This window comes from Marinobacter albus (assembly GCF_030238305.1).
Lineage (GTDB): Bacteria > Pseudomonadota > Gammaproteobacteria > Pseudomonadales > Oleiphilaceae > Marinobacter > Marinobacter albus.
The window spans coordinates 466,986-486,987 of the sequence record NZ_JASSQD010000003.1 but is presented as its reverse complement, the minus strand read 5'-3'; the positions used below and the strand labels follow the sequence as shown (position 1 = coordinate 486,987).

Annotated in this window: 21 protein-coding genes; 11 read left to right on the top strand and 10 right to left on the bottom strand. The window is 59.0% G+C overall.

From position 1 onward, the window contains the following. Window positions 1-20: 20 nt before the first annotated feature. The 9 genes from QQF73_RS17135 to QQF73_RS17095 all read left to right on the top strand — a co-directional run bounded on the left by QQF73_RS17135 (window position 21) and on the right by QQF73_RS17095 (window position 10,548). On the top strand, window positions 21-881 hold the full coding sequence (locus QQF73_RS17135) for a mechanosensitive ion channel family protein (RefSeq protein WP_219868686.1): 861 nt from the start codon (window positions 21-23) through the stop codon (window positions 879-881). After that, window positions 862-1,359: an ATP-dependent zinc protease family protein gene (locus QQF73_RS17130; protein WP_219868553.1), complete on the top strand. Its 498-nt coding sequence runs from the start codon at window positions 862-864 to the stop codon at window positions 1,357-1,359. Before QQF73_RS17135 ends, QQF73_RS17130 begins: the two co-directional genes overlap by 20 nt. Continuing rightward, window positions 1,356-2,261, top strand: coding sequence for a 30S ribosomal protein S6--L-glutamate ligase (gene rimK, locus QQF73_RS17125; protein WP_219868552.1), 906 nt, complete (start codon window positions 1,356-1,358; stop codon window positions 2,259-2,261). Before QQF73_RS17130 ends, rimK begins: the two co-directional genes overlap by 4 nt. 3 nt (window positions 2,262-2,264) lie before the next feature. Then, complete coding sequence (locus QQF73_RS17120; RefSeq protein WP_285368956.1) at window positions 2,265-3,329, top strand: succinylglutamate desuccinylase/aspartoacylase family protein; 1,065 nt, start codon at window positions 2,265-2,267, stop codon at window positions 3,327-3,329. A gap of 14 nt (window positions 3,330-3,343) precedes the next feature. Continuing rightward, a complete protein-coding gene (locus QQF73_RS17115; protein WP_285368955.1) occupies window positions 3,344-3,766 on the top strand; it encodes a secondary thiamine-phosphate synthase enzyme YjbQ in 423 nt (140 codons plus the stop codon). 256 nt (window positions 3,767-4,022) lie between these two features. After that, window positions 4,023-5,000, top strand: coding sequence for a TAXI family TRAP transporter solute-binding subunit (locus QQF73_RS17110; RefSeq protein ID WP_219868549.1), 978 nt, complete (start codon window positions 4,023-4,025; stop codon window positions 4,998-5,000). A 92-nt stretch (window positions 5,001-5,092) separates the two neighbouring features. Continuing rightward, window positions 5,093-7,288, top strand: a complete 2,196-nt coding sequence (locus QQF73_RS17105) for a TRAP transporter permease (RefSeq protein ID WP_285368954.1) — start codon at window positions 5,093-5,095, stop codon at window positions 7,286-7,288. Window positions 7,289-7,384: 96 nt separating this feature from the next. After that, a complete protein-coding gene (locus QQF73_RS17100) occupies window positions 7,385-9,199 on the top strand; it encodes a sensor histidine kinase (protein ID WP_285368953.1) in 1,815 nt (604 codons plus the stop codon). Continuing rightward, window positions 9,196-10,548: a sigma-54-dependent transcriptional regulator gene (locus tag QQF73_RS17095; RefSeq protein WP_285368952.1), complete on the top strand. Its 1,353-nt coding sequence runs from the start codon at window positions 9,196-9,198 to the stop codon at window positions 10,546-10,548. Before QQF73_RS17100 ends, QQF73_RS17095 begins: the two co-directional genes overlap by 4 nt. Window positions 10,549-10,595: 47 nt before the next feature. Here the strand turns inward: QQF73_RS17095 and QQF73_RS17090 are convergent, their stop codons facing one another. The 3 genes from QQF73_RS17090 to QQF73_RS17080 all read right to left on the bottom strand — a co-directional run bounded on the left by QQF73_RS17090 (window position 10,596) and on the right by QQF73_RS17080 (window position 13,304). After that, window positions 10,596-11,981, bottom strand: a complete 1,386-nt coding sequence (locus QQF73_RS17090; protein ID WP_416383217.1) for a PhoH family protein — start codon at window positions 11,979-11,981, stop codon at window positions 10,596-10,598. 24 nt (window positions 11,982-12,005) lie between these two features. Continuing rightward, window positions 12,006-12,497 carry a CBS domain-containing protein gene (locus QQF73_RS17085; protein ID WP_219868546.1) on the bottom strand — a complete coding sequence of 164 codons (492 nt, stop codon included), beginning with the start codon at window positions 12,495-12,497 and terminating at the stop codon, window positions 12,006-12,008. Window positions 12,498-12,566: 69 nt separating this feature from the next. Further along, window positions 12,567-13,304, bottom strand: a complete 738-nt coding sequence (locus QQF73_RS17080) for an START domain-containing protein (RefSeq protein WP_285368951.1) — start codon at window positions 13,302-13,304, stop codon at window positions 12,567-12,569. Window positions 13,305-13,441: 137 nt separating this feature from the next. Between QQF73_RS17080 and QQF73_RS17075 the strand changes: the two genes are divergently transcribed. Further along, window positions 13,442-14,449, top strand: coding sequence for a DUF2804 domain-containing protein (locus QQF73_RS17075; RefSeq protein WP_285368950.1), 1,008 nt, complete (start codon window positions 13,442-13,444; stop codon window positions 14,447-14,449). A gap of 32 nt (window positions 14,450-14,481) precedes the next feature. On the opposite strand, the gene minE is transcribed toward QQF73_RS17075, so the two are convergent. The 5 genes from minE to QQF73_RS17050 form a co-directional block, all read right to left on the bottom strand. Next, window positions 14,482-14,733, bottom strand: a complete 252-nt coding sequence (minE, locus tag QQF73_RS17070; RefSeq protein ID WP_219868543.1) for a cell division topological specificity factor MinE — start codon at window positions 14,731-14,733, stop codon at window positions 14,482-14,484. Window positions 14,734-14,736: 3 nt separating this feature from the next. After that, on the bottom strand, window positions 14,737-15,549 hold the full coding sequence (gene minD / locus QQF73_RS17065; RefSeq protein WP_219868542.1) for a septum site-determining protein MinD: 813 nt from the start codon (window positions 15,547-15,549) through the stop codon (window positions 14,737-14,739). Window positions 15,550-15,625: 76 nt separating this feature from the next. After that, window positions 15,626-16,396 (bottom strand): septum site-determining protein MinC, encoded by a 771-nt coding sequence (gene minC / locus QQF73_RS17060; protein WP_285368947.1) that lies wholly within the window; start codon window positions 16,394-16,396, stop codon window positions 15,626-15,628. Next, on the bottom strand, window positions 16,393-16,773 hold the full coding sequence (locus QQF73_RS17055) for a HopJ type III effector protein (RefSeq protein ID WP_219868540.1): 381 nt from the start codon (window positions 16,771-16,773) through the stop codon (window positions 16,393-16,395). The genes minC and QQF73_RS17055 overlap by 4 nt, the downstream gene beginning before the upstream one ends. Continuing rightward, entirely contained in the window at window positions 16,773-17,051 is a 279-nt protein-coding gene (locus QQF73_RS17050; RefSeq protein WP_219868539.1) for a DUF1244 domain-containing protein, read from the bottom strand. Before QQF73_RS17050 ends, QQF73_RS17055 begins: the two co-directional genes overlap by 1 nt. 116 nt (window positions 17,052-17,167) lie before the next feature. On the opposite strand from QQF73_RS17050, the gene dinB reads away from it, so the two are divergent. Next, window positions 17,168-18,232: a DNA polymerase IV gene (gene dinB / locus QQF73_RS17045; protein ID WP_219868538.1), complete on the top strand. Its 1,065-nt coding sequence runs from the start codon at window positions 17,168-17,170 to the stop codon at window positions 18,230-18,232. A 2-nt stretch (window positions 18,233-18,234) separates the two neighbouring features. Here the strand turns inward: dinB and QQF73_RS17040 are convergent, their stop codons facing one another. Then, a complete protein-coding gene (locus QQF73_RS17040) occupies window positions 18,235-18,807 on the bottom strand; it encodes a phosphatase PAP2 family protein (RefSeq protein WP_219868537.1) in 573 nt (190 codons plus the stop codon). Beyond that, the gene (locus QQF73_RS17035) at window positions 18,773-19,993 is read right to left on the bottom strand and encodes a glycosyltransferase family 4 protein (RefSeq protein ID WP_219868536.1); all 1,221 of its coding nucleotides are present in this window, start codon (window positions 19,991-19,993) and stop codon (window positions 18,773-18,775) included. The genes QQF73_RS17040 and QQF73_RS17035 overlap by 35 nt, the downstream gene beginning before the upstream one ends. Between the last annotated feature and the right edge of the window lie 9 nt (window positions 19,994-20,002).

Below are 20,002 nucleotides of genomic sequence, written 5' to 3'. Positions count from 1 at the left end.
AGCAGATTCAAACCGGCGCCATGTCGGTACTCAACGGTGTTGCCTGGGGAACGTGGGTCAATTCGATTTTTCTGATGCTGCTCGGATTGGTGCTGGCGTCACTGGCGGCCCGAAGCATCACCCGTTTCATGTCCCAGAGGAGCACCCGGCACCATACCGTCATGGTTCGCCGCCTGGTGTTCTATCTCATTGTCTTGCTGTTTGCCTTTGCCGCGCTCCGGGAAGCCGGATTCTCGCTCGATGTGGTACTTGGCGCGGCAGGGATTCTGACGGTTGCCATCGGCTTTGCCTCCCAGACCTCCGCGTCCAACATGATCAGTGGCCTGTTTCTGCTGGTGGAGAAGCCCTTTGAAATTGGCGATTTGATCGAGGTCGACGCAACCCTCGGCGAAGTGGTCGGTATCGACATGCTGAGCGTGAAGTTGCGCACACCGGACAATCTGTACGTGCGTATTCCCAATGAGACCCTGATCAAGACGCGAGTGGTGAACCGATCCCGGTTTCCCATTCGTAGGCTCGACCTGACGGTGGGGATTGCCTACGCTGAAGATGTGGAACGAGTCGAAGCTCTGTTGTTAAGGCTGGCGGAAAAGAACCCTGTTTGCCTGGAGGAGCCCAAGCCATTTGTGCTGGTGACCGCGTTCGGACCGTCGTCTGTGGATCTGCAGTTTTCCTTCTGGGTACCCAAGGACAAAGTGCTGGATGGGCGCAGCAGTATCATGGTGGCGATCAAGAAAGCGCTGGATCGGGAAAACATCGAGATACCTTTTCCGCACACCAGTGTCTATGCGGGTAGCCATTCCGAGCCCTTCCGTGTGCAGCTGCTGGGGCCGGAGACACTTGTTAACAAGGAACCACTGGATGTCGACGAAGACCGTTGAAGTGATCAAACCGATCCCTCCTAAACCCAACGAAAACAAGGTAGGCCTTGGCTGGCGGGAGTGGGTCGCGCTCCCGGATCTGGATATCAGCCGTATCAAGGCCAAGGTGGATACCGGCGCACGCACCTCGTGTCTGCATACCTTCCGCACGGAACCCTACACCGAGAATGGCGAGCGCCGGGTCCGGTTCTGGGTCCACCCGGTGCAGAATGACATGCACAATGTTGTGGAGTGCGATGCCAAGGTGCTGGATGAACGCAACGTGTCGGACTCGGGCGGGCACAAAGAAATCCGCCTGGTGATTGAGACCACTCTGGTGGTGGGTGATCAGAGCTGGCCCATTGAAATGACACTGACCAACCGGGACTCCATGCGCTTCCGGATGCTGCTGGGGCGCACCGCCATGTCCGGTCGCTCTGTGGTTTACCCCGAAGCTTCTTATCTTGCCGGTGAACCGGCCCTAAGGACTGAAAAATGAGAATTGCGGTTTTGTCGCGCAACAAGAACCTGTATTCCACCCGTCGTCTGGTGGAAGAGGGCATCAATCGGGGACATGAGGTGCGGGTGATTGACTGTCTGCACTGTTCCATGAACATTACCTCGGCCAAACCCCAGATCCACTACCACGAGGAAGTGCTGGAGAACTACGATGTCGTTATCCCGCGTATCGGTGCCTCCGTTACTTTCTACGGAACGGCGGTGTTGCGCCAATTCGAGATGATGGGTGTATTCCCGGTGAACGAATCCGTGGCCATTACCCGTTCGAGGGACAAGTTGCGTTCCCTGCAACTGTTGGCCCGCAAAGGCGTGGGGATGCCGGTGACGGGGTTCGCCAACAAGCCCGATAACGTGCCGGAGCTGCTGAAAATGGTGGGCGGGGCACCGGTGGTGATCAAGCTGCTGCAGGGTACCCAGGGCATTGGTGTGGTGCTGGCCGAGACCCGCAAAGCTGCCGAGAGCGTCATCGAAGCCTTTATGGGCCTGAAGGCCGACATTCTGGTTCAGGAATTCATCAAGGAAGCCGGTGGCGCCGACATCCGGTGTTTCGTCATTGGTGACAAGGTGATCGCCGCGATGAAGCGACAGGGAGCGGAGGGCGAGTTCCGTTCCAACCTGCACCGAGGCGGCAGCGCGTCGCTGGTGCGTATTACCCCCGAAGAGCGTCGAACGGCGATCACGGCCGCCAAGTCCATGGGCCTGAATGTGGCGGGTGTGGATCTGCTGCGTTCCAGTCGTGGTCCCCTGGTGATGGAGGTGAACTCTTCTCCGGGCCTTGAGGGGATTGAGAACGCCACCGGCAAAAACGTTGCCGGCATGATCATCAACTGGACTGAAAAGAATCAGCAGCCGTGGAAAACCAGAACGAAGGGAAGGGGCTGATGTATGGCCCGTGCGCCCTTTGAGATAGCCGGAAACCAGATCAAAGCCGGGACCCGGGAAACCGTCGAAGTCCCCGTTGCCAAACTCTACACCCACACCCCCCTGCATATCCCGGTGGAAGTGGTCCACGGTCGCCGGGACGGGCCCGTACTCATGGTTTGCGGCGCCATTCATGGCGATGAAATCAACGGCGTCGAGATTGTCCGGCGGGTGCTGACCAATTCCGCCCTGCGCCACCTGCGAGGAACGCTGGTGGCGGTACCCATTGTCAATATCTTCGGATTCGTACAGCGCACCCGATATTTGCCGGACCGGCGGGACCTGAACCGGTGTTTCCCGGGTACTGAGTCGGGTTCGCTGGGAGGGCGCATTGCCTACCTGTTGCGTACCCAGATCATGGAGAAGGTGACGCACATTATCGACCTGCACACCGGAGCAATTCACCGTTTCAACCTGCCGCAAATACGGGCCGAACTGAAAAATCCGGAAACGGTCCGAATGGCAGAAGCATTCGGTGCGCCAATTATCATCAATGCCGGGCTGCGCGAGGGCAGTCTTCGGGCCTATGCCGATTCACAGGATATTCCGGTGATTACCTTTGAGGGAGGCGAGGCGCTGCGTTTCGATGATGTGGTGATTGGCAGCGGTGTGAAGGGCGTGATCCGGGTGATGCGCGAACTGGAAATGGTGCCCGCCAAGAAGGGGCCGAAGGCACCGAAAAAACGGTCGGAAACCGCCGCCAACTCCCTGTGGGTGAGGGCGGATATCGACGGCATCATGAGGCCCGTCGCCCGCCTGGGGCAGAAGGTCCGAAAAGGGCAGCGGCTGGCGATGGTCGCCGATCCCTTCGGAGAATCTGAAACCGCCGTGGTGTCACCCTGCTCCGGTATCGTTATCTGCGTGAACAACCTGCCGCTGGTCAACGAGGGCGAGGCGATTTATCACGTGGCCCGGTTCGACGAGCTCGGCGAGGCGGAAAAAGCCATGGATTATTTCCGGAGTAGCTATGAGAGTGATGTTGGCGACGATGTGGTTCCGGTTCACCCGTGGGATGATCGGCAGAGATAAACACGAGGACGGCTATGATCTGGGAGCAGACATTTATTGAGTTGGCGCCGCTTCCGAGGGGCTTTCACCTGGTAACGGACCAGATCATTGCCCGGTCGCCGGACCTCAGCACCTGCGAAGTGGGTCTGCTGCATCTGTTTATCCAGCACACGTCCGCGTCGCTGGCGATCAACGAGAACGCCGATCCCGACGTGCGCGGCGATCTTGAGCGGCACTTCAACGTGATGGTGCCCGAGAACGCCCCACACTACGAGCATGTGATGGAAGGGCCGGACGATATGCCGGCCCACATCAAGAACATTCTGATCGGCCCTTCCCTGACGCTGCCGGTCAACCACGGCCGGCTGGCGCTCGGTACCTGGCAGGGCATCTATCTCTGTGAACATCGGGATCGTGCCGGTGGGCGTCGACTGGTGGCGACCCTGCAGGGTCGTTAATCCGCCCGATTAATACAGTCCTCCCTCGCAGTTCCCATTCCCCGAGTCGACCAGGTGTGTATTTCCACCCATTGCTCCTGAAAGATGGGTGAGATTACACCCATTTTTCACCAGAAACGGTCCATGATTTTCTGGAATCCCCTGTTTTAAATGAATTTTTCGGATGTGGTCTGCTCTTTGCTCCCTTGTGTACCACCGGAGTTCCCAAGGCTCCGTCAAGCACCCAACAAACAAAATGAAACGGGGAGCACTCTCTATGAAAACCCAAGCTGTAATGGCGGCGGCGTTCGCCTCCACTCTCGTTGTTGCAAACCCTGCAGTTGCCCAGGACCGTTCTGAATGGCCGGATAACTTCACCGTTGGCACCGCAAGTCAGGGGGGAACCTACTTCGCCTATGGCTCAGGGTGGGCCAACTTCGTTGCCGAAAACCTGAATGTTTCTGGCGGTGCCGAAATCACCGGCGGTCCGATGCAGAACATGGCACTGGTTCACACCGGCGACCTGAAATTCGGCCTGACCACCATGGGCCCGGCCCGGGAATCTATGGAGGGCAACAGCCCGCTGGCTCCCGGCATGAAAATGGACAACGTCTGCGCCATGTTCCCGATGTACGAAACCCCGTTCTCGGTGACCGCGCTGTCCAGTTCCGGTATTACCTCCATCGACGACATTCCTGACGGTGCCACCATCGGTTTCGGTCCGGCGGGCTCCACATCCGACACCTATTTCCCGCGCATGATGGAAACCCTGGGTGTGGATTTTGAGCGTCGCAATGGCAGTTGGTCCGATCTGGGCGGTCAGCTGCAGGACGGCCTGATTGACGTGGTAGCGTTTGCTGCGGGGATTCCGATTCCGGCGGTCAGCCAGCTGGAGGTCCAGACCGATGTGAATATCATCAGCATGAACGATGCCGAGGCCAAGAAAGTCATCAACAACTTTCCGGTTTCCGAGTTCGTGATCCCGGCCAGCACCTATCAGTCCCTGAACGAGCCGTCCCGCGTGGTGTCTATGTGGAACTTCGCCATGGTGAACTGCGACATGCCGGAAAGCTTTGTGTATGAAATCACCAAGCTGACCATGGAGAACAACGACAAGATGGTCTCCATCCACAAGGCAGCGCAGAACTCCGTTCCCGAGAATTACACCAAGAACAATGTCCTGCCCTGGCATCCCGGTGCAGCTCGCTGGTTCAACGAGAACGGTTACCCGATCGAAGACAGCATGATCAAGTAGTAACCATCGCATCGAGGAGGGTCGCCCCTGCGGCCCGCCTCGGTGCCGTCGGCCACCTGCCGATTCCGGTTTTTCTGTAAGCAGGGTTTATCATGACCACAGAACAATATCCCAAAGACGGTTCTACCCAATCGTCAGAGAATGCCATGCCCGATGACGATCATATACTCGCCCACGACGTGGATGAAGAGCCGGTTGAAGCCAATCGCCGAGTGTTTGAGGGTGGGCTCCTGAAATTCGTGACGCTGCTGGCCATCGCCTATTCAGCATTCCACCTTTACACCCTGAACATCGCGCCGCTGGAGACCTGGTCTTTCCGCATCGTGCACATAGCCGGCGCCCTGGTGCTCGGTTTTATACTCTATGCCGGTGCCCGTTTTGTGTCTGCTGAGGAAGGCCCGGCCCGTCATCGCTGGACCACCTGGATTGGTGCGGTTGCCCTGCTGCCGGCGCTCTATGCGTTGTACCAGACCTATTCGTTCTATCAGATGGTGCAGGGCGGCACCGTGCGGATTCCTGTCGAACTCGAAACCTGGCAGTTTGGCTGGCCTCTACTGGCGGCGACGGCTACCGGTATCATCATGAGCTGGTTCCATCAGCGCGACAGGGCCCGGTTCAGTGTTCCGGACCTGGTGCTGATTGTGTGTTCCGTGGCGGTCGCAGCGTATTTTCTCGTGGTCTATAACACCAGTATGCGGATGTCCACGGGGACATCGTTTGCACCGATCGGCATTTCCTTTGCGGCCATCGCGGGTACCGCACTCATCATGGAGCTGACCCGCCGCGTGGCCGGTATGGCGCTGGTGGTGATCGGGCTGGTTTTCCTGATCTACGTCTTTGCCGGTCCCTACTTGCCGGGCTTTCTCGGCTATCCGGGGCTGTCGGTCCAGCGCTTCTTCAGTCAGGTCTATACTGACGCGGGCATCCTCGGTCCGACCACGGCTGTGTCTTCCACCTACATTATCCTGTTCATCATCTTTGCCGCCTTCCTGCAGGCCTCCAAGGTAGGCGATTACTTTGTAAACTTCGCATTTGCGGCGGCGGGACGGTCCCGGGGCGGGCCCGCCAAGGTGGCGATCTTTGCTTCCGGCCTGATGGGCATGATCAACGGCACCAGTGCCGGCAACGTGGTCTCCACCGGCTCCCTGACCATCCCGCTGATGAAGAAGGTTGGCTACAGCAAGAAATCCGCAGGTGCAGTGGAAGCTGCAGCCTCGACTGGTGGCCAGATCATGCCACCGATCATGGGCGCCGGCGCGTTCATCATGGCCGAGATCACTGGCATTCCGTATACCGAAATTGCCATTGCCGCGATTATCCCGGCCATCCTGTACTTCGCGTCGGTGTACTTCATGGTGGATTTCGAAGCCAAGAAGCTAGGCATGCGTGGCATGCGCGAAGACGAGCTGCCGAACCTGAAGCGGCTGGCGAAACAGGCGTACCTGTTTGTGCCAATCGTCATCCTGATCGTTGCCCTGTTCCAGGGTTATTCCGTGATCCGGGCAGGTACCCTGGCCACCGTGTCTGCGGCGGTCGTGAGCTGGATTTCACCGCACAAGATGGGCATCGCTTCCATTTTGAGGGCCCTGGAAATTGCTTCCTACATGGCCATTCAGATCATCGTGGTCTGTGCCGCCGCCGGGGTGATTGTCGGGGTGATTTCCCTGACTGGCGTTGGCGCGCGCTTCTCGGTTCTGCTTCTGGATGTCGCCGCCGCCAGTAACCTGCTGGCGCTGGTGTTCGCCATGTTCATTTCCATTCTGCTGGGCATGGGCATGCCAACCACTGCCGCGTACGCGGTGGCTGCATCCGTCGTTGCGCCGGGCCTCGTCCAGTTGGGCATCGAGCCACTGACGGCGCATTTCTTCGTGTTCTACTTCGCGGTTGTGTCCGCCATTACCCCACCGGTAGCCCTGGCCTCCTATGCAGCCGCGGGTATTTCCGGCGCCAACGCCATGGAGACGTCGGTCGCCTCTTTCCGCATCGGCATCGCTGCCTTCATCGTGCCCTTCATGTTTTTCTACAATGGGGCGCTGCTGATGGAAGCCGAGTGGCTGGAGATTGCGCGGGCGCTGGTTACCGCCACCTTCGGGGTGTACATCCTGTCTGGCGGAGTCCTGGGCTGGTTTGCCCGGGTTTCGGCGCCCTGGTCCACCCGCATCCTGCTGATCGTCGCCGCCCTGATGATGATCGAGGGGGGGGGATGGACCGATCTCGGTGGCATCGGGCTGGCGGTCCTCGCATTCTTCATGCAGCGTCAGCGGGCGCTGGGAATGGCGACAGCCTGACCCCGAGCCTGGGTTGGGCGGGGCAATCGCATCCCTTGTGGTTGTCCCGCCCGGTTCCGGGCGCTACTCTAGCGGCTTTTGCAGGAACCGGTTTCCATGCCCTACCGGATTGGCGCTTTGGCACTGTTTGTCATCACCCTGGTCGCGTCCTGGACGTTGGGCGGCTGGGTTGGCTATCGCCAGGTTGAACAGGAAAGCCTCGAGGAATCCTTCCGCTACCGCCAGCTTGTGGCCAACGAGCTGAATCGTTATCTGCCTATTCCAGAACTGATGGCCGAGCACCCGTTGCTGGGCGAAGCGCTTGAAAACCCGGACGACAGAACGGTCATTCTTCAGGCCAACGAAGAAATGCAACGCATGGCCACCATCGTTGGTAGCTCTGACGTTTACCTGATGGACATAACCGGTCTGACGATCGCATCGAGCAACTACCAGCAGGAAGACAGCTTTGTGGGCAGTAACTATGCCTTCAGACCCTATTTCTTTGAGGCGGTGAACTCAGGTGATTCGGCAATCTATTTTGCGCTCGGCATGATGTCGGGGGTGCGGGGGCTGTATTTTTCGCACCCGATCCGGGATGCGCGTGGAAAGACACTGGGCGTCATTGCGGTCAAGGTACTGGTCCATGAACTGGAATCCCAATGGCACCGCCCCGCCTCCCTGAGCGAAGCGGAAATGGTGGTTCTGGACCCGTCAGGGGTCAGCTTCCTGGCCAGTAAACCCAACTGGCTGTATCGGGACTTCGAACCTCAAACCGGCCCGGAGGCGAATGAGGAAGCCCGACAACGCTACCCCGACCGCGACCTTGCGCCGATTCAGATTGAGCTGCTTGGCCGGCCCTGGGGTCTTTCCGAACAGTCTGAAAAAATCCGCATCCAGGAAGAGATCCGGGGCGGGGACTACCTCAGTGTTCGCACCGCTCTGCCTCGCCTGGACTGGACCCTTCAGGTCATGGTGAGCACCCGCCCGGTAGTCTGGACCCGGCTTGGGTTCGTACTGGGCGGTCTTGCCATTTTCTGTGGCGGCTTCCTCACCTGGCTTTACCTGCGGGAGCGTTACCGTCGGGAAGCGGAGCTGGCACTCAGGGGGGAGCAGCTGGAGCGCAGCGTGGCGGAGCGAACCGCCGATCTGGAGCGTTCCAACGAGCAGTTGCTTGAGGAAATCCGGGAGCGGGAACGCACCCAGACGGAGCTGAGGGAAACCCAGCAGGAACTGATTCAGGCAGCCAAGCTGGCGGTCCTGGGCCAGATGTCGGCGGGTCTGAACCATGAAATGAACCAGCCGCTTACTGCGATCCAGACTTACGCCCGGAACAGTCGCAAGTTCCTTGAGAAGGGCGCCGCGGAGATGGTGGATGCCAACTTGCAGGAAATCGTCACCCTGTGCGACAAGATGGCGGAGCTGACCCGGCAATTTAAAGTGTTTGCCCGGAAATCGGAGGGGCCACCGTCGGTGGTGGATCTGCGCTTGCCGGTGGATGCGGCGCTGAAGATCATCACCGCCCAGAAAAACAGCACGGGTATTGATATAGACTGGCAACGTCCGGACCAGGCGGTCATGTGTCACGGTGACCTGATCCGTATCGAACAGGTCATGGTGAACCTGATGGCCAACGCGGTGCAGGCCGTAGAGGGGCGGGAAGACCCCCGCGTCAGCATTCAAATCAGGGATCATGGCGATAGCTGGCAGTGCATTGTCCGGGACAATGGCTCTGGCTTGCCGGGTAACACCGAGCAGATATTCGAGCCTTTCTTCACCACAAAATCGGTGAAACAGGGGCTTGGCCTCGGGCTGTCCATTTCCCGGCAGATTGTCGACGCCCTCGGCGGTCGATTGACGGGCCACAACCGGTCCGGCGGGCCGGGCGCGGAATTCGTGTTAACCCTGAAAAAACGGGAGGCCATGGAATGACAGATCCTTCGGTAATTTTTGTTGACGACGAACCGCACATTCGTCAGGCCATCAGTCAGACCTTCGCCCTGGAGGAGTTGCCCGTCGCCTGTTTCGAGGACGCGCCTTCGGCACTGGAACTGATTTCCCCGGAGTACGAAGGTGTGGTGCTGTGTGATTACAACATGCCGGGGATGGACGGTCTTGAGATGCTGGACCGGATTCGGGATGTGGACGAGGCCATTCCGGTCATCATCCTTACGGGGCAGGGTGACATCAGCACGGCGGTTTCCGCCATGCAGCAGGGGGCTTACGATTTCATCGAGAAGCCCTTTGATCACGAGGAGCTGATCGAGCTGCTGCGCCATGCCCTGGAGAAGCGCCACCTGGCACTGGAAAATCGTCGGCTGAAGGCCCAGTTACGCCATCTGGCGCGGCCCGGTCCCCGAATATTGGGGGATTCGCCAACCATGCAGAAGGTGATGGCAATGGTCGATCCGGTTCTGGATATCTCGGCCAACATCCTGCTCCATGGCGAAACCGGAGCGGGCAAGGATGCATTGGCCCGCTACATTCATGAGAACAGCCGCCGGAGTGCCCACAATTTTGTGGCCATTAATTGCGGTGCGGTGCCGGAAAACCTGATTGAAAGCGAGCTCTTTGGCCACGAGGCCGGAGCCTTTACCGGTGCCGACAAGCGCCGGATTGGAAAGATCGAACACGCCCATCAGGGTACCCTTTTCCTGGATGAGCTCGAGAGCATGCCGATGCCGTTGCAGGTCAAACTGCTGCGGGTACTGGAGGAGCAAAAAGTCGAGCGACTGGGCAGTAATCAGGTGCAGGATGTGGACGTCCGCATCATCGCCGCCACGAAGGCCGACCTGAAGGCGCTCAGCGATCAGGGTGAGTTCCGCTCGGATCTCTATTACCGGCTGAACGTGGTCAAGGTGGATATCCCGCCACTGCGGGAGCGCAAAGAAGATATTCCGCTGCTATTCCACCACTTCGTGCTGATCGCCGCCGCACGCTATGATCGGGAAAGCGTGCCTCTGGACGCCGGTCAGGCAGCGCGGCTGATGCAACACTCCTGGCCCGGTAACGTGAGGGAGTTGCGTAACCTGGCTGAACGCTATGTATTGCTGGGTCCGGCAGCCCTTGATGGCAATGCCGGGGATGGCACCGCCAATGTTGCGGGCCGGCAAACCCTCACCGAGATGATGGATGGCTTCGAACGCTCGGCCATCATCAGTGCCCTGAATGCCTGCCATGGCAGTATCAAGGACACCATGGTCCAGCTCGGCATTGCCCGCAAGACCCTCTACGACAAAATGAAAAAACATGGCCTGGACAAGGCCGAGTTCAAAGACTGAAAACGATACAAAAAAACGGGGCCTGGGCCCCGTTTTTCGTTTCTGCCTCAGAGATTGGCTTCGGCAAATTCCGCGAGCACGGAGCGGGGCACCCCCTGCAGGTGTATGTGCGCGCCGTGTCGGAAGCTCTTGAAACGTTCCGTCATGTAGGTCAGGCCCGAACTCAGGGCGCTCAGGTAAGGCGTGTCGATCTGTGCCAGGTTGCCCAGGCAGATCACCTTGGACCCGTTGCCGGCCCGGGTAATGATGGTCTTGATCTGATGTGGCGTCAGGTTCTGGGACTCGTCAATGATAATCAGACTGTGCTGGAAGCTGCGACCACGGATGTAGTTCATGGATTTGAAGTGCAGCGGAACCTTGCTGAGGATGTAGTCCACACTGGCGGTCATGTTCTCATCGTCCTCGTGCAGGGCCTCAAGGTTATCGACGATGGCGCCCAGCCAGGGTTCCATCTTCTCGGCTTCGGTGCCGGGCAGGAAACCGATATCCTCGTCCAGTCCCTGGGTGGAGCGCGTGGCGATGATGCGTTTGTAAAGCTTGGAGGCGACTGTCATTTCGATGCAGGCGGCCAGGGCAAGGATGGTTTTACCCGAGCCGGCGGAACCGGTGAGGTTCACCAGGTGAACGTCCGGATCCAGCAACAGGTTCAGGGCCAGGGCCTGATACACATCCCTTGGCACCAGTCCCCACACCTCTTCATTCATCAGGTCGTGCTGATGCAGATCCCGGATCACTATCTGGGTGTCTGAGAGATCGGAAACCTTGCCGACAAAGCCCTGCTGATCAATGACGAACTCGTTGATGTTGAGCCGCGCCAGATCCCCTTCACGCCTGAGGATGTGCTCGGTGATTCCTTCCCGCTGGATGGTTTCAACCTTCTCGATGGTGTCCCAGAAAGAGTTGGGGAATTCCCGGTAGCCCTTGGGCAACAGGTCGATGTCATCGAGCAGTTGATCATTATGATAGTCTTGGGCTTCAACACCAAAGCCACGCGCTTTCAGGCGCATGTTGATGTCTTTGCTCACCAGGATAATGTCCCGGGCCTTGTGCTTGTTCTGCAGGGCCGCCAAGGTGTTGATGATCTTGTTGTCGTTCAGGTGTTCCGGCAGGGAGTGGGATTCTACATGCTCGGTGCTCATCAGGATGAGCAGTTTTCCCAGGGGATCCGCTTTCTTGCCCCGTACGATCGGAACGCCTTTCTCTATCTCTTTCGGGCTGGCATCGCCAAGCAGCTTGTCGATGTTCCGTATGGCCTGCCGGCAGTCCGCAGCCACCGCCTGCTTGCCGGATTTCAGACTGTCGAGTTCTTCGAGGACGGTCATCGGAATGATGACATCGTGTTCTTCAAAGTTGAGGAGGGCGTTGGGATCGTGAATCAGGACGTTGGTGTCGAGGACGTACATCTTTTTGCGAGCTTGCGGTGCTCTGGGCATAGGTGGCGCTACCTCTCTGGTGGCTCAGTCGTTACGGGTACAGCGTTGGGTAAGTTCCGTGTCCGAGATCAGCTTCAGCATATCGTAAGTCGTTATGATACCGGTAATTTTTGAGTCCCTCGTGACAAAGATCCGGTGCAGGTGCTCGCGCATCATGATATCCGCAATGTCGCGCACGGGCGTCTGCTCGTCAACCGATAAAACGCTGGGGGTCATAATGTCCCGGACTTCGACCGGAACCTTGCCCATCTCCTCGAAAATGACCATCCGCAGGCGACGGGCTTCTTCCTCTTCTTCGGGCGTGAGGCGGGCATCGTTATCGGAACGGTTGGCGTTCCACCGGAATTCGGTGATGTCCTTGAGGGTGGCGATGCCGACAATGTCACCGTTCTCGTCGGTAACCGGGCTGCCGGTAATTTCGTTGTCGGTGAGGAAGCGTGCCAGACGGTTCATGGTCCAGGATTGGGGTACTGCCTTGATACTCGGGGTCATGATCTCGTAAGCGAGAACGGTCATCGAATAGCGCCTGCCTCTGAAATGTCCTTTGGCTCAAGCTTAGCCTTTCAGTGGGTGTGCGTCATCCCTTCAGTTTCCGGAATGGCGCACATCCACAAGCTGTCCGGTTTCATCATAGACCAGTTCAAAGCCCTGGTAACGATCTTTTCCGGCAACCTGCTCGAGAGCCTGCAGCGAGCGGACCGGGATGTCCACCAGCAGGGAATTGACCAGCCAGCCCGGCAGGGCCCCGTTGGGATCGGTGTGCTGCAACCAGATCATGCGGGTCTTGTCACCTTCCGGGATAAACCGGTACAGGGTGTCCGAGCGGTCTACCCGAACCCGGGTGTCGAATTCGGCGCGCTGGTTCGGGGTGGCATTCAGATCCATGATGATCTCGCCGGACGCCTGGTTGCCTCGGGTCCGTATGCGCAGAACGTAGTCCCGGTCGGTTACTGGCCAGGGCATGTCGTTGACCGAATAGGCGTACCGGTCATGAAAGTTGCCCTTACCGAAAGCGTAGGACTCGGTGCAGTTGTGGACCCACTCGATACAGGACTGCGGGTTCATCATCACGGCCATCAGGTTCTCGATGGGCGCGTCCAGAACGGCCTCCGCCTTGAAGGCCTTGAAGCTGGAATCGTTCCGGTCAATCGTGTAGACGCGAATACTGTCGGCTTCCTTGCGCAGGCTCCAGCCATCCGCGTCCTCGGCCGGCAGTTCCGCCCGGGCATGGGCTGCTGCGAGGGCGGTAACCAGCAGGGCACAGAGGCCGCCGCTGATGGCTGAGGCCAGGCCCGTAAATCGGTGGGCTCCGGTCTTTCTCATAGGGTAAACTTCCTTAACGATGGTGGCCCGAGTCTAGCATGACGCCTTAATGGATAAGGCCACGGAAACAAGGGATTGTGAACCAGGTAACTCCCTGGACCGCTGCTCCCGTCAAATGGCCCGAAGTGACGATGACCATGAGCACACGAAAGCTGATTGATGAAAACGGGAAAATCACTGCCGGCATCCTCGACGGTCCGGTGGATGAGATCAATTACCTCGATTATGATCTGCGGACGGTCATGGACCGGCCGCGCTCCCGCCTTGCCCGCCAGTGGCGGTTCAACCAGTTCCAGTTTGTCAGCGCCATGGGCCCCGGCTGGGTCTTCGGAATGGCTCTGGTGGATCTGAAGCTGGTGGCGAACGGGTTCTTCTACCTGTACGACTTTGAAACCGGCACCCTGTATGAAAAGTCCTTTCTCCAGCCCTTCGGCAGTGGCGCACGGATCGAACCGAATCCCGAGCATGGCATGGCAACGTTCATCAAGGGCGAGGTTGCGCTCCGGATCGTTGCCGCACCGGGTGGTCGCAACATCACGGTCATTGCCCCGGGGGGTATCCGGGTCGACCTTGAGATCCAGGAGGACCACGACCCGCTCAGGCTGGTGTGTCCGGCCGGCTACAATGGCTGGGTGTTTACCCGGAAATCCGCCGGCTTGCCGGTGGAAGGGGAGGTACGCTGGGATCATCGCATCTGGCGATGTGATGCCGACACCCGCGCCTCCATCGACTGGAGTTGTGGTTTCATGCGTCGGGAGACCGCCTGGAACTGGGCGTGCCTTGCGGGCAAACTGGCGGACGGTCGCTCCCTTGGCCTCAACCTCGCAGCCGGTGTCAATGAAACCGGGATGACCGAAAACGCCCTGTGGCTGGATGGTCGGTGCATCAAGCTGGGCGCTGCCCGGTTCGAGTTTGACCGTTATCGGCCGGGCAGTGACTGGGGGGTGAGTACGGACGATGGCCGGGTGGATCTCAAGTTCGTGCCGGCAGGGGTGCGCAAGGAAAAGCTGAATGCTTTGGTACTGGCGTCCAACTTCCGCCAGTTCATTGGCACTTTCACAGGTCATGTTGTTGATGAGGCGGGAACAAAAATCCCCGTAGACGGCCTACGGGGATTAATGGAAGATCATTTCGCCCGCTGGTAGCCCCCGCTATGCCGGGGCTCCGGCGGGATCGATCATCGTTCGGGCAGGGTCACGTTCAGTTCGAGAACGGAGCAGCTTTCGTTGCGATCCACCTCGACCTGTACCATGTCGTCGCTGATCTGGACGTATTTTCGGATCACCGCCAACAGCTCCTGCTGCAGTTTGGGCAGGTAATCCGGTAGGTCTCGCTGGCCGCGTTCGTGGGCAACGATGATCTGCAATCGCTCTTTGGCCACGTGCGCGGTGTTGGTTTTCTTACCCTTGAAGTAATCGAGGAAACTCATCCGTTAGCCTCCCTTGAACATCCGTGAGAAAAAACCCTTCTTCTGGGCAGTCATGAACCGGTGTTCCCGGTCTTCGCCCAGAAGGCGGGCCACGGCGTCTTCGTAGGCCTGGCCGGCGTCGCTCTCTTCCTCGAGAATCACGGGCAGACCCTGGTTGGAGGCGTTCAGCACCACCTGGCTTTCCGGAATCAGGCCCAGCAGGGGGATCGCAAGGATTTCCTCGACGTCACCCACCGACAGCATTTCGCCTTTCTCGACCCGGTCCGGGTTGTAGCGGGTGAGCAGCAGGTGTTCCTTGACAGGATCCTGCCCCATCTCTGCCCGGCGGGATTTGCTTTGCAGAATACCCAGAATGCGGTCGGAATCCCGAACCGAGGAGACCTCAGGGTTTGTGACCACAACTGCTTCATCGGCGTAGTACAGGGCCATCAGGGCCCCATGCTCGATCCCGGCCGGTGAATCGCAGACGATGTAATCGAAGGTTTCTGACAGCTCGTTGATGACCTTCTCGACGCCATCCTTGGTCAGCGCTTCCTTCTCGCGGGTCTGGGAGGCTGGCAGGATGTAAAGGGTATCGACGCGCTTGTCGCGGATCAGCGCCTGGTTCAGGCTGGCTTCACCCTGAATAACGTTGACGAAGTCGTACACGACCCGTCGTTCGCAATTCATGATCAGGTCAAGATTGCGCAGTCCCACGTCAAAATCGATGACGACGGTTTTGTGGCCGCGTTTAGCAAGGCCGGTGCTGATTGAGGCGCTGGTGGTGGTCTTACCAACGCCGCCCTTTCCTGAAGTAACGACAATGATTCTAGCCAAGGTTAGATTCCTGTTTCGCGGTGGATTCGTCGTGTCTGCCGAATTATCCGGTCAAGTTGTTGTTGTCCTCTTGATATCAGGCCTTGTCCAGTGGCGTTACCACCAGCAGGTCGTCCCTGAGCTGGATCTGTACAGCGCTTTTCCAGCCATTGTCCTGAAGATCTTCGGAGATTTTATAGTGTCCGGCGATGGACACAAGCTCCGCCTCAAGAGATTGGCAGAAAACCCGGGCCGATTCGGCCCCGTGAATGCCCGCCAGGGCTCGACCCCGCAAGGGGCCGTACACATGAATGTTGCCGGCAGCGAGTACTTCGGCGCCGGCCTGAACCGGTGCCAGTATGATGAGGTCCCCGTCAGGGGCGTACACTTGCTGGCCTGATCGAACCGGCTGATTGATCACCCGGGCAGGGCTGGGTTCCGTGGTGTTGGTAGCCGCGGGTTCGGTGGCTTCCGGCGTCTCTCCGGTGGCTGTCGACTCCGGTTCACGAATCTGCTCGTGGGCGCGGTCGCGCTGACTGTTGCCGGGCAGTAACGCCAGTGCCGCGCCTCTGGCCAGTCGACGCTGGTCATCATTGCCACCGCGAACCCCGACAACATGGATGTTGTGGCGGCGGCAGGTGCCGATAATCTTGAAAAAATCCAGCTCGCTGTCGAGCCCCTCGTATTTGTCCAGGCTGACAATGATGGGAATGTCCTTGAAGAAGCCCGGTGCCTGGCTGATCTTGTCCCGCAATGTTGCTTCAAAATCATCGTTGTCGAAGTAATGAAGTTCCAGTGCCGTCATGGACACGCTGGCGCTTTTCAGTTGAAAAACCTGGTTAACCCCGGAGGTGGCGGTATCGGTCATGAACGGGTCTCTTCCATGGTGTTTGGCGTTGGGCGCAGTCGCAGGGGCTCGTCTTCAAAGCGAATGCCGGACCAACCGGTACTGATGAACTGACGAATGTTGCCATGGCTATCACCGACGGGATCGCCCATGACCTGCTGGTAGTGCTGTGCGAACAGTTGCAGGGTTTCCGCCTCGGGCAGGGTGCAGTAGCGGCCCAGGGCAAACACCCGGCACGAACCGGCATTTTCGCCCGCGGGGTTGTGAAGCGGGCCGTTGTGAAAGCCGGTCGGCTGGTATTCGAAGTGACGGTCGATCAGCGCCAGGGTATCGTCGAAATCGGCATGGCCTGCCGCAAGAGACGCAAGATGAATGCGTACCGCGTCATTGACGTTCATTATTTGTGATCCTGTTTGGGACCGGTCTGGTAGCGGGATTTCCAGTCTTCATACGGCATGCCGTAGATTTCTTCCCGGGCGTCCGGATCCGAAATCTCGAACCCGCGCTCTTCCGCTTCGGCGCGATACCATTTCGACAGGCAGTTTCGGCAGAAACCGGCCAGGTTCATCAGATCAATATTCTGCACGTCGGTGTTGCTTTGCAGATGCTTTACCAGGCGCCGGAAGGCGGCTGCCTCGATTTCAGTGCGGTTGGACTCTGGAATTGGGTTGCTCATGGGGCCTCGCGATGATTCTCACTCGTTATAAGGGGTTCCTGACATTCTCAGCATGATAGCTTAAGATACAAGGCTGTATAAATGTACAGAATGTAAACGCGAGCTGCCCCTTTACCATGCACCAGCGCAAGATTATCCATGTGGATTGCGACTGCTTCTATGCGGCGGTGGAGATGCGGGATGATCCCAGCCTTCGGGATGTACCCTTGGCGGTGGGTGGTGACGGCGGCCGCGGTGTGGTGACCACCTGCAACTACCGGGCGCGGGCGTTCGGGGTGCGCTCCGCAATGCCGGGCAGCGAGGCCCGGAGGCTATGCCCCGGCCTGGTGACCGTTCCGACCGATATGGCCCGCTACCGGGCAGCATCGCAACAGGTGATGGCCATTCTCCGGGAGATGACGGACCTGGTCGAACCGCTGTCGCTGGATGAAGCCTTCCTTGATGTTTCCGAAATAACCGATCACAAGGGCAGTGCCACGTTGATGGCCCGCTACCTGAGGGAGCGCATTCGGCGGGAAGTCGGTATTACCGTCTCGGCAGGCGTCGCCCCCAACAAGTTTCTGGCCAAGATTGCCAGCGATTGGGAGAAGCCCGATGGCCTGTTCGTGATCCGGCCCGAAGACGTCGATGACTTCGTGCGCGGGCTGCCGGTGGAAAAGCTGTTTGGCGTCGGCCAGGTTACGGCGGCGAAATTGCATGCACTCGGTGTCGAAAATTGCGGAGATCTCCAGGCCGTGGGTCCGGAGGTGCTGGTGGACCGGTTTGGCAAGCAGGGATACCGTCTGCACGAAATGGCCCACGGCCGTGATGAGCGCCCAGTGGTCGTCTCCCGCATCGCCAAGTCGATCAGCGTCGAGCGTACCTTTTCCCAGGACCTTCCGGACCGATCCGCGTGTGAGACTGTCATGGCCTCACTGGTGGCAGACCTGAACCTCCGTCTTACTCGCAAGGCACGGCGGAAACCAATTCACAAGCTATTCATCAAGATCCGCTACAGCGATTTTTCAACCCATACGCTGGAGCGGGTACGGGAGCATGTCAAAGAACCTGTTTTCGAGGATTACCTGCCGCTTTTCAAGGAACTGGTTGGTGACAAGGACCGGCCGGTGCGCCTGCTGGGGCTTGGAGTGCGGTTCCGGAACGATGACGCACCGGTCACCCAGCTTCGACTGTTCGATTGACCTCAGGCTGACAACAACACCCGCATTTCGAAAAGCACGTACTGGGTAGAGGCATAGCCCATCAGGCCCCCAATCACGGCGCCGGCGGCAACGTCAGTGGGGTAGTGCAGGCCCAATACCACACGGGATGCAGCCACGCTGATGGTAAACGGCAAGATCGCCAGCGCCAGGGCAGGCGCAGCGTTTAGCAGCATGGCCTGGAAGCAGACGGCGTGCAGGGTGTGGCCGGACGGGAAGCTGTAACGGTCGAGGGGCGGCGTGCCGCAGTTGATGGATGGAAAAGAAATGAAGGGCCGCTCACGAACCAGTCTGCGTTTCAGCACCTTATAGGTCAGCGTGCAGGCCAGCCCGGTCAATGTCATCAGCAGGGCCAGCGCCGGTCCCTGATCCGGGACCAGCAGCGGGATGGCGAGAATCAGTGCATACCAGAACCCGCCGTCGCCGAGTCGGCTGACCAGTTGGAAGTAGCCGAGCACGCCCGGGAATCGTGCCACGCGGTTGATGGCCTGGCAGAAGGCGTATTCCCGCTGGTCTGCCAGGTTAAAGAATCGAGATGCTTTGCTTGCTGATGCCACGGTATCCGATCCTGACTTGTTGGTTGAAAACCAGGTGTTCGAACTGGTCAATCTGCGAGTTCCAGTCCAGTTCGAGGGCGTCGAGGCGAGCCTGGGCGCGAATTCGATTGAGCAGGGTAGGCTGGTCGGCCAGGCGCAGGGCGCTGTCGACAAAGTCTTCGTCCTGGGCCAGGGCCGCTTTCATACCATTCCCTTCATGTCGCAAGTGTTCGCTGGCGGCGCCGTCGTCAAAGGCCACCACCGCAAGTCCGCTGGCCATGGCTTCCAGGACGACGTTCCCGAACGTGTCGGTTTTGCTCGGAAACAGGAACAGGTCAGCGGAGGCATAGTGGCGTGCAAGGTCTTCTCCGCGCTGGGTACCGCAAAAAATGTAATCTGGGTGCCGTTCCGCCAGTTGCCGCCGCAGGGGGCCGTCGCCAACCAGTATGAAACGGGTCTGGAGGTGCAGGCTTCGGATCCGCTCGTAGCAGGCCACGGCCATGCGCAAGTTTTTCTCCGGCGCCAGGCGGCCGACATAGATCACCGCGCGGTCATTGGTCTTCAGGCCCCAGGATGCACGCAATGCGTTGTCCCGTTTGTATGGGCTGAAGCGGCCGCAATCGACACCACGGCTCCAGAGTCCGGTGGCTCTGATGCCCATGGTTGCCGTGGTCTGCTCCATCTTTCGCGTTGGCACCAGGGTGACCGCGGTGCGGTTGTGAAACCAGCGGCCATAGGCGCACAGGAGGCGTTCCAGGATGCCGACGCCATAATAGCGGCTGTAACTGTGAAAATTGGTGTGGAAACCAGAGCTGACGGGTACGCCCAATCCCCGCGCGGCCGTCACGGCGGCTACGCCCAGTGGACCCTGGGTCGCGACGTAAATGGCGTCTGGTCGGTCTTTTTGCCAGAGCTTCCTGAGGTGGCGACTGCGAACCAGGCCGAACCGGAGATCTGCATAGCCCGGCAGCGGCACGCCGGTAACCACATGCTCGTGACTGAACAGGGCGCGGCCAGCACCGGCCACCGTGCCCCTGCTTTCGTGACGCTGTCGGGGGCGTATCACGGTGACGCGATGTCCGTGTTGCATCAGACCCTGGCAAAGATGCCTCAGAGTATTCGCCACCCCATTGATTTCCGGCGGAAAGGTCTCGGAAACAATGGTAATGTGTTGTTCACGTCGCTTGGCCTGGATGGTCTCGGTCACGATGTTTCC